General features: G+C 57.9%; 15 protein-coding genes. 9 read left to right on the forward strand and 6 right to left on the reverse strand.

Annotated features, from left to right (window positions below; all coding sequences use genetic code 11):
• Nucleotides 1-19: 19 nt before the first annotated feature.
• The 5 genes from urtE (at nt 20) to D4A39_RS10490 (ending at nt 4,919) form a co-directional block, all read left to right on the forward strand.
• Complete coding sequence (urtE, locus tag D4A39_RS10470; RefSeq protein ID WP_022986800.1) at nt 20-709, forward strand: urea ABC transporter ATP-binding subunit UrtE; 690 nt, start codon at nt 20-22, stop codon at nt 707-709.
• A gap of 39 nt (nt 710-748) precedes the next feature.
• The gene (locus D4A39_RS10475; protein ID WP_022986801.1) at nt 749-1,795 is read left to right on the forward strand and encodes an aliphatic amidase; all 1,047 of its coding nucleotides are present in this window, start codon (nt 749-751) and stop codon (nt 1,793-1,795) included.
• The gene (locus D4A39_RS10480) at nt 1,795-2,820 is read left to right on the forward strand and encodes an AAA family ATPase (RefSeq protein WP_119918071.1); all 1,026 of its coding nucleotides are present in this window, start codon (nt 1,795-1,797) and stop codon (nt 2,818-2,820) included. The genes D4A39_RS10475 and D4A39_RS10480 overlap by 1 nt, the downstream gene beginning before the upstream one ends.
• A gap of 518 nt (nt 2,821-3,338) precedes the next feature.
• The gene (gene fmdA / locus D4A39_RS10485) at nt 3,339-4,568 is read left to right on the forward strand and encodes a formamidase (protein ID WP_022986803.1); all 1,230 of its coding nucleotides are present in this window, start codon (nt 3,339-3,341) and stop codon (nt 4,566-4,568) included.
• Between the two features lie 21 nt (nt 4,569-4,589).
• Nucleotides 4,590-4,919 (forward strand): zinc ribbon domain-containing protein, encoded by a 330-nt coding sequence (locus D4A39_RS10490; protein ID WP_022986804.1) that lies wholly within the window; start codon nt 4,590-4,592, stop codon nt 4,917-4,919.
• Nucleotides 4,920-5,030: 111 nt separating this feature from the next.
• Here the strand turns inward: D4A39_RS10490 and D4A39_RS10495 are convergent, their stop codons facing one another.
• Together D4A39_RS10495 and D4A39_RS10500 are read right to left on the reverse strand one after the other, a co-directional pair.
• The gene (locus D4A39_RS10495; protein WP_119918072.1) at nt 5,031-6,074 is read right to left on the reverse strand and encodes a lipase secretion chaperone; all 1,044 of its coding nucleotides are present in this window, start codon (nt 6,072-6,074) and stop codon (nt 5,031-5,033) included.
• A gap of 45 nt (nt 6,075-6,119) precedes the next feature.
• Complete coding sequence (locus D4A39_RS10500) at nt 6,120-7,076, reverse strand: esterase/lipase family protein (RefSeq protein WP_119918073.1); 957 nt, start codon at nt 7,074-7,076, stop codon at nt 6,120-6,122.
• A gap of 164 nt (nt 7,077-7,240) precedes the next feature.
• Between D4A39_RS10500 and D4A39_RS10505 the strand changes: the two genes are divergently transcribed.
• The 4 genes from D4A39_RS10505 (at nt 7,241) to D4A39_RS10520 (ending at nt 10,572) form a co-directional block, all read left to right on the forward strand.
• Nucleotides 7,241-8,050: an AraC family transcriptional regulator gene (locus D4A39_RS10505; protein WP_022986807.1), complete on the forward strand. Its 810-nt coding sequence runs from the start codon at nt 7,241-7,243 to the stop codon at nt 8,048-8,050.
• Nucleotides 8,051-8,129: 79 nt separating this feature from the next.
• Nucleotides 8,130-9,482: a UDP-N-acetylmuramate:L-alanyl-gamma-D-glutamyl-meso-diaminopimelate ligase gene (mpl, locus tag D4A39_RS10510; RefSeq protein WP_119918074.1), complete on the forward strand. Its 1,353-nt coding sequence runs from the start codon at nt 8,130-8,132 to the stop codon at nt 9,480-9,482.
• A 32-nt stretch (nt 9,483-9,514) separates the two neighbouring features.
• A complete protein-coding gene (locus D4A39_RS10515; RefSeq protein WP_022986809.1) occupies nt 9,515-9,973 on the forward strand; it encodes a DUF2214 family protein in 459 nt (152 codons plus the stop codon).
• Nucleotides 9,970-10,572 (forward strand): flavin prenyltransferase UbiX, encoded by a 603-nt coding sequence (locus tag D4A39_RS10520; RefSeq protein ID WP_119918075.1) that lies wholly within the window; start codon nt 9,970-9,972, stop codon nt 10,570-10,572. The genes D4A39_RS10515 and D4A39_RS10520 overlap by 4 nt, the downstream gene beginning before the upstream one ends.
• A 335-nt stretch (nt 10,573-10,907) precedes the next feature.
• Here D4A39_RS10520 and D4A39_RS10525 read toward each other — a convergent pair whose 3' ends face one another.
• From D4A39_RS10525 to D4A39_RS10540, 4 genes are read right to left on the reverse strand one after another with little or no spacing between them, the layout of a single operon-like run.
• Nucleotides 10,908-11,648: an energy transducer TonB gene (locus D4A39_RS10525; protein WP_119918076.1), complete on the reverse strand. Its 741-nt coding sequence runs from the start codon at nt 11,646-11,648 to the stop codon at nt 10,908-10,910.
• Nucleotides 11,645-12,103 (reverse strand): ExbD/TolR family protein, encoded by a 459-nt coding sequence (locus D4A39_RS10530; RefSeq protein WP_119918077.1) that lies wholly within the window; start codon nt 12,101-12,103, stop codon nt 11,645-11,647. The genes D4A39_RS10525 and D4A39_RS10530 overlap by 4 nt, the downstream gene beginning before the upstream one ends.
• Nucleotides 12,100-12,480, reverse strand: coding sequence for an ExbD/TolR family protein (locus D4A39_RS10535; protein ID WP_022986813.1), 381 nt, complete (start codon nt 12,478-12,480; stop codon nt 12,100-12,102). Before D4A39_RS10535 ends, D4A39_RS10530 begins: the two co-directional genes overlap by 4 nt.
• The gene (locus D4A39_RS10540; protein WP_022986814.1) at nt 12,470-13,141 is read right to left on the reverse strand and encodes a MotA/TolQ/ExbB proton channel family protein; all 672 of its coding nucleotides are present in this window, start codon (nt 13,139-13,141) and stop codon (nt 12,470-12,472) included. The genes D4A39_RS10535 and D4A39_RS10540 overlap by 11 nt, the downstream gene beginning before the upstream one ends.
• Between the last annotated feature and the right edge of the window lie 9 nt (nt 13,142-13,150).

Genomic DNA, 13,150 nt, shown 5'->3' on the forward strand with positions numbered 1-13,150 from the left:
CTGAGGCGAGGTACTGACTATGTTGAATGTATCGAATCTGCAGGTGGCTTACGGCCAAAGCACCATCATCAGCGACATGAACCTGAACATCGCCGAGAACGAAATCGTGGCGGTGGTAGGGCGCAACGGCATGGGCAAGACCACGCTGATGAAATCCCTGATCGGAATGGAAAAAATGCGTGGTGGCACCGCGCAACTTGATGGCCAGGATCTGACCGGACTGAAAAGTTTTCAGCGGGTGAAAGCCGGGCTCGGTTTTGTGCCCCAGGGGCGAATGATCTTCCCGACCCTGACGGTGAAAGAAAACATTGAAACCGGGCTGGCGGCGGTGGGTGAAAAGAAAGTGCCGGAGGACCTGTATGAACTGTTTCCGGTACTGAAAGAAATGCAAAACCGTCGCGGCGGTAACCTGTCCGGCGGTCAGCAGCAACAGTTGGCTATTGCCCGGGCGCTGGCAACCCGGCCCAAGGTGCTGTTGCTGGATGAACCCACTGAAGGGATTCAGCCTTCCATCATCAAGGACATGGCGAAAACCCTGAAACGTATCCGTGACGAACGTGGCCTGTCCATTGTGGTGTCCGAGCAGGTGCTGAGTTTTGTGATGGATGTGGCCGACCGCATTCTGGTGATCGAGAAAGGCAAGATCGTTCATGAAGAAAGTGGCGACGACGTGAACCAGGAAAAAATTGCTGCGTATCTGGCGGTGTAACCCCGCCCGTTTTTTGAACCCATTTTCCAGGAGAGAGTCATGCGACACGGGGATATTTCCAGCAGTAACGATACCGTTGGCGTAGCGGTAGTGAACTACAAGATGCCGCGTCTTCATAACAAGGCGGAGGTATTGGATAACGCCCGCAAGATTGCCGACATGATCAAGGGCATGAAGCAGGGCCTGCCGGGCATGGATCTGGTGGTGTTTCCCGAATACAGCACCATGGGCATCATGTATGACCCGGACGAAATGATGGAGACCGCTGCCACGGTACCCGGTGATGAAACGGCGATCTTTTCCGCGGCCTGCCGGGAAGCCAATACCTGGGGGGTGTTCTCCCTGACCGGGGAACGTCACGAGGAACACCCGCACAAGGCGCCTTACAACACCCTGGTGCTGATCAATAACGAAGGGGAAATCGTCCAGAAATACCGCAAATGTATTCCCTGGTGCCCCATTGAAGGGTGGTATCCGGGTGATACCACCTATGTGACGGAAGGGCCCAAGGGCCTGAAGATCAGCCTGATTATCTGTGACGACGGCAACTACCCGGAAATCTGGCGTGACTGTGCCATGAAAGGGGCCGAGTTGATCGTGCGTTGTCAGGGCTATATGTACCCGGCCAAGGAACAGCAGGTGATGATGGCCAAATCCATGGCCTGGGCCAACAACTGTTATGTGGCAGTTGCGAATGCCACAGGCTTTGATGGTGTGTATTCCTACTTTGGTCACTCGGCACTGATTGGTTTCGATGGCCGCACCCTGGGTGAATGCGGCGAAGAGGATATGGGCGTGCAGTATGCGCAGCTGTCGGTGAGCCAGATCCGTGATGCCCGCGCCAATGATCAATCCCAGAATCATTTGTTCAAGCTGCTGCACCGCGGCTACACCGGCATGCATGCGTCAGGTGATGGCGACAAGGGGGTGGCAGATTGCCCGTTTGATTTCTATCGCACCTGGGTCATGGATGCGCAGAAGGCGCGGGAAAATGTGGAAGCCATGACCCGCAGCACGGTAGGTGTTGCCGAGTGTCCGGTGGGCGAACTACCGGTGGATGGCAAAGAGAAAAGCGCGGGGGGCTGATGCCTTTCATCAACGACAAGCTGGAAGCACACCAGGAGGAGGTGGCCCAACAGCGCTGGGCTACCGGCTCTGGGCGCATGAACCGTTTCGTGTTCGAGCCTGCTGAGGTCATGGCCCATTTGCGCAAGCACATTGTGGGTCAGCCCCAGGTGTTGGACGCCATGGCAGACATGCTGCAGGTCATCAAGGCGGATATCGGTGCGGAAGACCGCCCCCTGTCAGTACAGTTATTTGTCGGCCCCACCGGGGTCGGCAAGACAGAAACCGTTCGCCTGTTGGCCCAGGCCATTCATGGCAGTGCCGATGCGCTATGCCGTATCGATATGAGTACCCTTGCCCAGGAGCACTATGCGGCGTCACTAACCGGCGCACCGCCGGGTTATGTGGGCAGCAAGGAAGGCCAAAACCTGTTCGATGAAGAAGCGATTCGTGGCAGCTTCAGCAAGCCCGGGATTGTGTTATTCGACGAACTGGAGAAGGCCAGCCCTGAAGTGGTGCGCACGCTACTGAATGTGCTGGAGCGGGGGCGCTTGCGATTAACCGCCGGCAATCGTGACATCGATTTTCGTAACAGCCTGATCTTCATGACCAGTAATGCAGGGGCCAGCCAGATTGCGGCCTTGCATCCACGCCGCTGGTGGCAGCCAGACCTTAGCCGGCAGCGCATTCCGGATCTGGTGGATCAGGCCCTGCACCGCCAGTTTGATCCGGAATTCCTGAATCGTATCGACCGTATCCTCACCTTTAATACGCTTGACCGGGACCTGGTCAGTCAGCTGCTGGATATTGAGCTGGACAGGCTCAAGCGGCAGCTTGATCGGCGGAAAGTGGTTCTTAGCCTCGGTGACGGCGCCCGACGTCACCTCTGCCGCCCGACCGACGCGCGCTTTGGTGCCCGCGAGATGGGTCGACGCATCCGCAACGAACTCTCCCCACCACTGGCCAGAGTGATGCTGGATTACCCCCAGGCCGATACCTTTGAAGCCAGAATGGAAGACGGTTCGCTGATCGTGATCCCGGTGTAGGCAGGGGCGCTGGAAAACCGTGAGGGCATAACCTTTGTAGGAGTCCAGGCTTGCAGGGCGATTCAAGCGATAGCGAGATAAAACGTGTCGAGTCTGGAGTTCCGCAAGGCAAGGATAGTGATCTTGAACCTGCCACCGATTCTGGACTTTCGTAATTTGTTACTCGAACTCCGCCTTTGAAATCCTTACCTCGCCAAGGCTCGGATTGCCCTGCAAGCATGGGTTCCTACAGGGAGAAGCCAGCGCAAGTAGAGGAAAGCGGAGTTAAGTGTAATGACGCCAACAGGCCCGTCTGGTTTACCCGGCGGGCCTGTTGGGTTCTTGAAAACATGACCCGCTTGCAAGGCGGGGGCGTGTTGCGTAGGGCGTGTAGCGGCCATCAATACGTCAAATGACGTACCCCAAGTGGGACATGGGCGAATGGTGGCCATGACAGGATTTGCCGATAGTGATTCCGGAACGACGGGATTGCCTTTTCTGGTTGGCAATCCCCGTGTCAAACCGGAGGAGAGCACACCATGGCTGAAACGATCATCAAGATTGACCTGAACCAATCCCCTTACGAGAACGAGAATATTCATAACCGCTGGCACCCGGACATCCCCATGGCAAAAATGGTGAAGCCCGGTGACGACTTTATTCTGGAATGTCACGACTGGACCGGTGGCCAGATCAAGAATGATGATTGCGCCGATGATGTGCGTGATGTGGACCTGACCCAGGTGCACTTTCTTACCGGCCCGGTCGGTGTGGAAGGCGCAGAGCCCGGCGACCTGCTGGTGGTGGATATTCTGGATATCGGCACCTTTGACGAAAGTCAGTGGGGTTTCAATGGTTTCTTCTCCAAGCAGAATGGCGGCGGTTTCCTGACGGAACACTTCCCGGAAGCGCAGAAATCCATCTGGGACTTCAACGGCATGTTCACCAAGTCCCGCCATATTCCCAATGTGGAATTCGCCGGCCTGATTCACCCGGGCCTGATCGGCTGTCTGCCGTCCAAGGAAATGCTCGACGAGTGGAACACCCGTGAGAAAGAACTCTACGACACCGAGCCCGATCGCGTGCCGGGGCTGGCCAACCTGCCCTACGCGGACACCGCCCACATGGGCAAGTTGAGCGGTGATGCCAAGGCCAAGGCTGCTGCAGAAGGTGCCCGTACCGTGCCGCCTCGCGAGCACGGCGGTAACTGTGACATCAAGGATCTGTCCCGTGGCTCCCAGGTGTACTTCCCGGTCTATGTGAAAGACGCCGGTCTGTCCGTGGGGGATCTGCACTTCAGTCAGGGCGACGGTGAAATTACGTTCTGCGGCGCTATCGAAATGGCCGGCTGGATTCACCTGCGCGTCAACATCATCAAGGGCGGCATGGAGAAGTACGGCATCAAGAACCCGATCTTCAAGCCCAGCCCCATGGCGCCGAAGTATGACGACTACCTGATCTTCGAAGGTATTTCCGTGGATGAGGAAGGCAAGCAGCATTATCTGGATGTGCATGTGGCCTATCGTCAGGCCTGTCTGAACGCCATCGAGTACCTGAAAAAATTCGGTTACACCGGAGCCCAGGCTTATGCATTACTGGGATGCGCCCCCGTACAGGGGCATATCAGTGGGGTAGTGGATGTCCCCAATGCGTGTGCAACGCTCTGGTTGCCTACGGACATCTTCGACTTCGATATCAAGCCGGGGATGGATGGACCGCAACACAGCGTGGCAGGCAGTACCGACGTGCCGCTGTCCAAAGACAAGTAAACGGATAGAGAGGAGCTGATCATGCCGTTGTATGACTACAAGTGTGCCGAACACGGTTTGTTTCACGATCTGGTGCCCATGCAGGCCTCAGGCGAGTGCGCCCCTTGCCCCAGCTGTGGCGCGCTGTCTGCACGGGTCATCATGGTGGCGCCGGAGTTGCTGGACATGGCCCCGGAAAAACGCGATGCCATGGCGCGTAATGAAAAGGCCGCACATGAACCGCGTCACGGCAATCAAGCATCGGAGAAAGAGCAGGGCTGCTGCCATCACAAGCGCAAGTCCAAGCTGTTCTATACGGCAGAGGGCAACAAGATGTTCCCGTCCGCCCGGCCCTGGATGATCAGTCACTAGAAGTATCAGGTTTATCGGCAGTAAACCTTCCCTTGCGGGCAACTGGATGTTGCCCGTTTTTTTATGCGGTCTACCGATTGCTCACGCTGCCCCACAAGATTTGGAGATTCGCTAGTGTGAGGCGGACTGGATGCGTTCCAGTGCCGCGACCCGTTGTTGTTCTGTCTCGCTGAACATGGCATTGCGTAGTTGCGCCAGTTGCTGTTCCTGATCCTGCCGGGATAAACCAGATGACTGAATCACCTGACGCTGCCCATGGTAGTCGTCCAGCCGCTGTTGCCAGTCTTGTCGCTGTTGGTCCAGTGCCTGCAGGCGCAAGGCTGCAGCATCACCGAAGCGTTGCTGATGGAGGACAAACAGATCGGCGTCGTTGGCACCAGCATCGCGAAGTTGCTGCTCATCCTGTTGCAGGGTCTGCAGGTTGGTTTGTTGTTCGAGCTGTTGCGCCAGATGCGCCGGGAGCGACTGTCGAAGCGTGCTCAGGGCTCGGGCTTTTTCCCGGTCGTCCATGGACGATGCCAGAATGTCATGGCGCTGAAGGCTGAAGCGGTCGTAACGGTCTTCGTCGGCAAACAGGGCAGCGGCATCGTCTGCGCCAAAGGTGTCATTACGCAGTCGTTGTCGCAGGGCCAGCTGACCGCGGATAGTGCCGCTGCCGGTGGCGGCATACTCGCCGCTGGCAAATTGCTGCCGATAGCGCTGATAGCGGTCATACAAGGCGAGCAAATCGTCTGCGGCAGCCTCGCCAGCGTTGCCTGTCGCCCATTGCTGCATGAGGTCACGAATCCGGGCGTCGGGCATTTCCCCGCTGAGAGACAGAAAGTAATCCATCACGGCCTTGCTGTTGCTGTCGACCACCAGTCGCCCGGCCTTGTTGATCGTGAGGGTGGCGGGCACGGTGGTGCCAGACAGGGAGGTGCTTTTCAATTGTTTGGTCAATTGTTCGGTCAGTCGTGCAGCCAGTGGCGCCGGGGCGGTTCGAGGTTGTGTGTTTGCGGACGTGGAGTATGTCGGTGCCTCAGGCGCAACGGTGGTGTGTGCCAGGCTCGTGTTGCCCGGGTAAAGAGCATCAGGCACGGGCAGGCGTTTGAGGGCAATAAAGACGCTACAGGCCAGTATCAGCACTGTGGTAAGCAATGCCAGGTGTCGTTTCATGATGCGCTCCGGTCAACGGCGGGGCAGAGCCCCGCCGTGGGGGGCTTACAGGCCTGCGTTTTTCAGGCGGTTGGCATGGTTGCGGTACAGGGTCTTGGGATCGGTTTCCCAGCCCATCAGCCCAAACAGCTGGCGAATGGCGTCAGCGTGGTTGTGGTTGTAGTTGTGGCGAATGGGTTTGCCCAGATACATGCCACACACTGGTAGTACGCCGTCATGGGCTTCGCCATTGCTGAAGGCAAACTGGGTCACGGTGACCAACAGGGAATCAAACGGATCGAACAGGTTGGTATGCACGCCGTCACCCCCCCAGGACCAGTAGCGCACGCCATTTACCGTGTGCTGGCCGCTGGTGCCACAGGCTGAGGTTGGCATGGCCTGTGGGTAACGCTGGTTGAATGCGGCAAGCCCTTCGGTGGTGGACGTTGCCAGGACATCGCGGGTGGATTGGTCCCCCGGATTGGGGCCGCCCGACAGGCTTTCCCAAAGCGCGCCAAAGGCATTACCGATGCTGTTGGCCAGGCCTTCGGTGATGCTGCCTTCCGGTACGACACCGCGGATCACATCCGCGACGGCGGTACCCCGGTTTTCACCGTGTACTGAGGTCACGGATGCAATCAGGTCAGGGCGGACGGCGGCCACATAGCGGGAGGTGGGCGAGCCCTGGGAATGAGCGATCAGATTGACTTTTTCCGCGCCGGTGACCGCCAGATAGTTCTCGATCTGGACGATCAGCTCTTCACCCCGGTATTCGTTACTTTGCAGGGCGCTGACATTGCTTTCGTAGACCTCGGCGCCGTAGTCGCGCATGTCATCGGCAATACCATAGAAGTAATCGATGCCTGCGATGTCATCGAAGGCAATGATGCCGCCTACCAGTACGATGGGGTATCGGGTGTCGGCGTAGCTTTTGTCTTTGCCAAACCACCACCAGGCATGGGCCTGGGACGTTGTTGCGCACAGTATCAGGGCCGCGCAGAGCCCGCGTAGCGTGATCGACATGGTGTTCTCCTGTTTATTGTTATGCAGCCGGCGCCGGGCTGAGTATTTCGTGTCGACGATTGGACTATAGGCAGGTTCGGTGGTACTAAACTTGTAAGAATTCGGGCATCAATTTGTCATCTGTGATGCGGCTCGCAAACCGGGCAAAAGAGAGAAAAACAACAATGACAACGGATCATGGGCCAGTCTTGTCGCCGAGTGCGACGCTCTACTTATGGCCGCAGCGCACGCTCTATCTGGGCTTTATCGGGCCGCTATCGGCGCTCACCCAGGGGGCTCACACGTTACTGGTCGGCCTCGATGACGCGATTCCGTTTACCGTGGGTGCGCAGACAGTCACCGCGGGGTGTGCGCTGGTGCCTGCGGGTTTGACCTTTTCCGCCGAGGCGGGTGAGGGGCGTATCGCCTGTTGTTTTCTGGATCCCCTGGGCCGTGATTTGCGTTTTCATCAGAGCCGTATGCATCGTGACCCTTCCGGCCTTTACTTGCCTGTAGAGCCAATGGAAGAGGCGCGAAAATTACTGGTTGGTTTGTTTGAGACAGAGGCGCTGGCCAACCAGGCATACACGGCTTTGCAAGGGGTCTTGTTCCCGGCGGAGAGTGACGTTGTATTGGGCTTCGAGTTTGACGAACGGGTACGTGTGGTGATCGAGCGGATCCGCCAAGACCCCACGGATAACCTTTCCAATGATGCCCTGGCGCAGACTGTTGGGCTGTCAGGTGATCGCCTGCAACGTTTGTTCAAGGACGCCACGGGGATTCCGATTCGTCGCTATCGGCTCTGGCATCGTCTGTTTGTGACATCGACCATGATGGCCATGGGCAGTAGTTTGACGGAGGCCGCACTGGCGGCTGGGTTTTCGGATTCTTCCCATCTCACCAATGTATTCAGGAACATGCTGGGCATGAGCCCGTCTACGGTATTACGGCGCTCCAGGCAGATCCGCATTCTGGTGGGCAGCGAACCTGAATAGCGCTTTATGTAGAATAACGTCAACCATTCCCGATGCCGGGTTCGCCCCGGCACGTTCTGACCAACAGGCAGTTTTGTTCATGCATATTCATATTCTCGGCATCTGCGGTACCTTCATGGGTTCTCTGGCCCAGCTGGCCAAGGCCCAGGGGCATCGTGTCACCGGCAGTGACCAGAATGTTTATCCCCCTATGAGCGATCAGTTGGAAGCGGCGGGGATTGAATTGATTCAGGGCTATGACCCGGCTCAACTGGATCCCGCTCCGGATCTGGTGGTGATTGGCAATGCCCTGAGCCGTGGCAATCCGGCTGTAGAAGCGGTGCTTGATAAGGGCCTGGCGTATACCTCCGGGGCGCAACTACTGGAAGAAGTTGTCTTGCCAGGGCGCTGGGTACTGGCAGTGTCGGGGACTCATGGAAAGACCACCACCAGCTCCATGCTGGCCTGGATTCTGGAGTATGCCGGGCTCAAGCCCGGCTATCTGATCGGTGGGGTGCCGGGCAATTTTGGTGTCTCGGCCCGCCTCGGAGAGACGCCGTTCTTTGTGGTGGAGGCGGATGAATACGACACCGCATTTTTCGACAAGCGTAGCAAGTTTGTGCATTACCGCCCACGTACCGTGATCCTCAACAATCTTGAATTTGATCACGCCGATATCTTTGCCGATCTGGCGGCTATCCAGACCCAGTTTCATCACCTGATTCGCACTGTGCCGTCCAGTGGCCGGTTGATTCTTCCCCATGGCGAAGCGGCTCTCGAAGAGACGCTGGAAAGAGGGTGCTGGAGCGAGGTCGAGCGTTTTGGAGAAGAGCAAGCGCTGGGATACCGCCTGGACAGCGAAGATGGGTCTGTTTTTACCGTGCTGGAAAATGGTGAACCAGTCGCCAGGGTCAACTGGGAGCAAACTGGCAGGCATAGCGTGAATAACGGTATGGCGGCCCTGTTGGCTGCCCGCCACGTGGGAGTAACCCTGGCCGATGGCACGGCGGCGCTTTGCGAGTTTGTGGGCGTGAAGCGGCGTATGGAATTGCGCGGCGAGGTGAGCGGTGTGAAGGTATACGATGACTTTGCCCATCACCCGACAGCGATCGCAACCACCCTGGACGGCCTGCGCCGCAAGGTCGGTGAGGGCAAGATTCTGGCCGTGATTGAACCGCGCTCCAATACCATGCGAATGGGTAGCCACAAGTCCGCATTGGCGGCCAGCACTGGCTGTGCCGATGAGGTAATCTGGTACCAGCCGCCGGGATTGGATTGGTCGCTGGAATCTGTATTGGCGGAGGCGCCGGTGCCTTCATCCGTCAGTGATTCGCTGGACGATATCATTGCCCGGGTTGCCACGCACAAGGGGAAGAGCCTGAGTGTGGTGGTCATGAGTAACGGAGGCTTTGGTGGCATTCACCAGAAGCTGCTGGATGCGTTGGCAGACTGAGCCTGTAGCGATCATCAAGACAGGAGAGCGTGATGTTCTGGTCCGTGTTGTGGGCGTCGGTGCACTACCTCAGCATTCTGATGTTGTTCGGATGTCTGTACGGCGAGTTACTGTTGTGGCGCACAGGCATCAATGAGCGCAACGTCAGAACCCTGTTGTGGCTGGATATTGGCTACGGACTGTCGGCGTTGTTCGTGCTTATCAGTGGTTTGGCCCGGGCTGGCTGGACCGAGAAAGGCCTGGATTTCTACATGGCCAACCCCTGGTTTCATGGCAAGGTGACGGTGTTTGTGCTGATTGCCTTGTTGAGTCTGTACCCTACCAAGGTCTTCATGGGATGGCGCAAACAGGTGAAAGCCGGGCATGTGCCAGAGATTGATCCAAGACTGCAGAAAAATCTGCGAGGTGTACTGGTGGCGGAAATTCACCTGGTCACATTGATGCCCATTCTGGGTGCCTTGATGGCCCGTGGCGTTGGGATGGGCTCATGAGTCAGCGTGTCACTCTTGCATTCACGGGGGCGTCTGGCGCGCCTTATGGACTTCGTTTGATGCAGTGCCTGTTGCTGGCGGACTGCGAGGTTTTTGTGATTCTGTCCAAGGCCGCGAAGGTGGTGATCGGGATGGAAACCGAGCTGGCCCTACCTGCCGGAACCGGCAAGACCGAAGCAGCGCTTCGGGAATGGGCAGATACCGATAAAGGCCGGCTGGTAGTGTGTGGCCTGGAGCAGTGGACGGCACCTGTGGCCTCGGGTAGCGGTGCGCCCGCTGCCATGGTGGTGTGCCCCTGTTCCACTGGAACGCTTTCTGCCATTGCCAGTGGTGCCAGCGACAATCTGATTGAACGGGCAGCCGATGTGGCAATCAAGGAAGGGCGCAAGCTGATCCTTGTCCCAAGGGAGACCCCTTTCTCCGCGATTCATCTGGAAAACATGCTCAAGCTGTCGCGGCTGGGGGTGACCATCATGCCCGCCGCCCCCGGTTTTTATCACCAACCGGAAAGCGTTTCAGACCTGGTGGACTTTATGGTCGCCAGGCTACTGGACCACCTGGGTATCGAGCAAAGCCTCCTGAAGCGTTGGGGGGAGTGAATAATCAGCTACGAGCCAGGCTCAATGGGAATGGGAAACACAAAATAATTCCCTGATTTTATTAGAAGAACGGAAACGCCCTCCAGATCGTGGAGTTCGGCGTCAATAAATAATACAAGCAGCCGACAGGACGCATTGCAGCGGCGTAACGCACGCAGGGCGGCCCCGAAGGGGGAGCGAAGCGAGTAACCATGCTTGCATGGGGAACCGACCCAGCGAGGTGAGGATTCCAGAAACGCAACCAGCTCAACGGATCAACAAAGCCAGAGAACGACGGAATGCCTCTGCAATCAATCTACCCACCACGTCCGTGATCAGGCAACGGGGGGTGGCCCTTAGCTATTGCTGAGGCTGTAATCCACTGGTGCAATGACTTTGACTGGAATGTTCTTGAGGTCCTTCGGCGGCGCATCAAAACGCAGACGAGCGACCAGTTCGGTGGTGGCGCGATCCAGAATGCGGCTGCCGGAGCTTTCCACGATCTCCACCTGTTCGGCGCGGCCGCTGGCATTAATCACGAACGAAATTTTCACCGTGCCCTGCTGACGACGCATCTTGGCGCGGTGCGGGTACTGCTTGTTGTAATCAATGGTGTTACGCACCTTGGCCAGATAACGGTTGAGCAGATTATCCGTGTCGCCTGAACGGTGGACACCCTTGCCGGGGTCGCCAGCAATACCTTTTGCGCCAACCGGCTGATTCTGGGAGGCCGCTTGTTCGCTGACTTTTTCTGCTTCCTCTTCGCTGGTCTTGGCGACTTTCGGTTCAGGCTCGGCAACTGGTTCAGGTTTGGGTTCCGGCTTGGCCACAGGCTTCGGTTTTGGTTTCGGCTTGGGCTTTGCCTTGGGTTTTGGCTTCGGTTTGGGCTTGGGTTTCGGCGCGGGGGCTACCGGTTTCGGCTGCACGGGCGCGGCAGCTGGCACGGGCGCCGGCGGCGCCGAGAGGTTGATAGCAATTTCAGTGACGCCGGGTTTGGCCGGGCGCCCGCCTGCCAGTGTCAGGGCACCAACGGTGACGATGACGCTGGCGTGAACCAGAATGGACAGGGACCAGGAGAGCAATGTGCGACCGTTCATTGTGAGGCCTCACTGTTAGCGGTCAGTGCTGGTGCTTCCATGCTTTTTGCTGCGGGGTCACTCTGCGTAACCAGACGAACTTGTTCCACACCGAGTTCCTGAAGGGTTTCCAGACGTTCGCGCAGAGCGGCCATGGTAATGCCGGCATCGGCCATCAGACGCACTTCAGATTCTTCCGGATTGTCACCCAACAGGGCAACCAGGGCGGTGCGGTCCAGAGGCTCGTCATTGTCCTCGGCAAACCATTGGCCATCCGGCTTGAGAATCAGCATCAACTTGTCACGGGCTTCCTGACCATTGGCGCTCTGGCTGACGGGCGTTTCCACCGAGACAGTCGGACGCTTGGCCAGTTGCCCTGCCAACATGAAGAAAATCAACAGCAGGAAAACCACATTGATCAGCGGCAATACCGGCTCCAGCGGCGGGCGCCGGGAAGAGGTTTCCATGATCATCATGGTAACAACTCCAGTTGGACGTCTTTCACACCGGCGGCCTTGATGGCATCAACGGCCGTGAGCGCTTGCTGCAGGTTGGCATCCGGGCTCACAGTTACCCACACCTTGTTTTTCTGTGGGTCCAGTCGGTCGGCAATGGCGTCGGGGGTGAAGCTGACTCCGTTCAGGGTCAGATTGCCGTCGGTTTCCACCTGCACGACCAGCCATTGTTCATCAGGCTTGTTGGTGCCGTCCGCCGGCTGCACGTTTACGGGCAGATCATTGAACTGCCCGAACCGGGTGGCCAGCATAAAGAACACAAGCAAGATAAAGACCACATCAATCAGCGGTGTCAGGCTGATAAAGGGGGCCCGATGGCGTTCCGGCTCAATATGCATGCGATACCGCCGGGTCGCGATCTTCTTCTACCGGCTCGGATTCTGCGTGGATATTGCGCACCACTTTGAGGCGCGAAAGGCGATCTTGCAGCTTTTCGCGGCACTGCTCGATGCTACGATCTGCCCAGTGGAAGGCTGCCAAAGTCGGAATTGCCACGGTCAGGCCAGCGGCGGTGGTCAGCAGCGCTTCCCAGATACCGCCGGAGAGGATGGAGGGGTCTACCTGGGAACCTGCCGTTTCCAGCGCCTGGAAGGCGCCGATCATGCCGAAGACGGTGCCCAGAAGACCCAGCAGCGGGGCGATCGCACTGATCACTTCCAGTACCCGCAGGCCGCCGCGCAGGTCATCCAGCGCGGTGCGCGCCAGGCGCAGACTTTCTTCCTGCCAGGCCGCTTCTTCCAGATTTCGGTTGTTCCAGCACTGCCACAGAACCCGATCGATGGGGCTGGTCAGCTTGCCCGGCTTGGCGGGTGGCTTGCCTTGGCGCAGAGCGTCCAGCAGCTGGTCAGCCTGGCGGGTATTGCCCGGACGAACGCGGGCGAACTGCAGAATCTTGGAAATCAGAGTGGCCAGGGCGACCACTGACAGGAATGCCAGCACCCACATGGTGGCGCCGCCGCTGACAAACCATTCGGGCAAGTGCAGAGAAATGGGAGGCATGGAAAACTC

This window comes from Alcanivorax profundi (assembly GCF_003597125.1).
Taxonomy (GTDB): domain Bacteria; phylum Pseudomonadota; class Gammaproteobacteria; order Pseudomonadales; family Alcanivoracaceae; genus Alcanivorax; species Alcanivorax profundi.

Excerpts from the sequence above, each read along its gene's own strand:
- urtE (WP_022986800.1), top strand. The coding sequence starts at position 20 with ATGTTGAATGTATCGAATCTGCAGGTGGCTTACGGCCAAAGCACCATC.
- D4A39_RS10475 (WP_022986801.1), top strand. The coding sequence starts at position 749 with ATGCGACACGGGGATATTTCCAGCAGTAACGATACCGTTGGCGTAGCG.
- D4A39_RS10480 (WP_119918071.1), top strand. The coding sequence starts at position 1,795 with ATGCCTTTCATCAACGACAAGCTGGAAGCACACCAGGAGGAGGTGGCC.
- fmdA (WP_022986803.1), top strand. The coding sequence starts at position 3,339 with ATGGCTGAAACGATCATCAAGATTGACCTGAACCAATCCCCTTACGAG.
- D4A39_RS10490 (WP_022986804.1), top strand. The coding sequence starts at position 4,590 with ATGCCGTTGTATGACTACAAGTGTGCCGAACACGGTTTGTTTCACGAT.
- D4A39_RS10495 (WP_119918072.1), bottom strand. The coding sequence starts at position 6,074 with ATGAAACGACACCTGGCATTGCTTACCACAGTGCTGATACTGGCCTGT.
- D4A39_RS10500 (WP_119918073.1), bottom strand. The coding sequence starts at position 7,076 with ATGTCGATCACGCTACGCGGGCTCTGCGCGGCCCTGATACTGTGCGCA.
- D4A39_RS10505 (WP_022986807.1), top strand. The coding sequence starts at position 7,241 with ATGACAACGGATCATGGGCCAGTCTTGTCGCCGAGTGCGACGCTCTAC.
- mpl (WP_119918074.1), top strand. The coding sequence starts at position 8,130 with ATGCATATTCATATTCTCGGCATCTGCGGTACCTTCATGGGTTCTCTG.
- D4A39_RS10515 (WP_022986809.1), top strand. The coding sequence starts at position 9,515 with ATGTTCTGGTCCGTGTTGTGGGCGTCGGTGCACTACCTCAGCATTCTG.
- D4A39_RS10520 (WP_119918075.1), top strand. The coding sequence starts at position 9,970 with ATGAGTCAGCGTGTCACTCTTGCATTCACGGGGGCGTCTGGCGCGCCT.
- D4A39_RS10525 (WP_119918076.1), bottom strand. The coding sequence starts at position 11,648 with ATGAACGGTCGCACATTGCTCTCCTGGTCCCTGTCCATTCTGGTTCAC.
- D4A39_RS10530 (WP_119918077.1), bottom strand. The coding sequence starts at position 12,103 with ATGATGATCATGGAAACCTCTTCCCGGCGCCCGCCGCTGGAGCCGGTA.
- D4A39_RS10535 (WP_022986813.1), bottom strand. The coding sequence starts at position 12,480 with ATGCATATTGAGCCGGAACGCCATCGGGCCCCCTTTATCAGCCTGACA.
- D4A39_RS10540 (WP_022986814.1), bottom strand. The coding sequence starts at position 13,141 with ATGCCTCCCATTTCTCTGCACTTGCCCGAATGGTTTGTCAGCGGCGGC.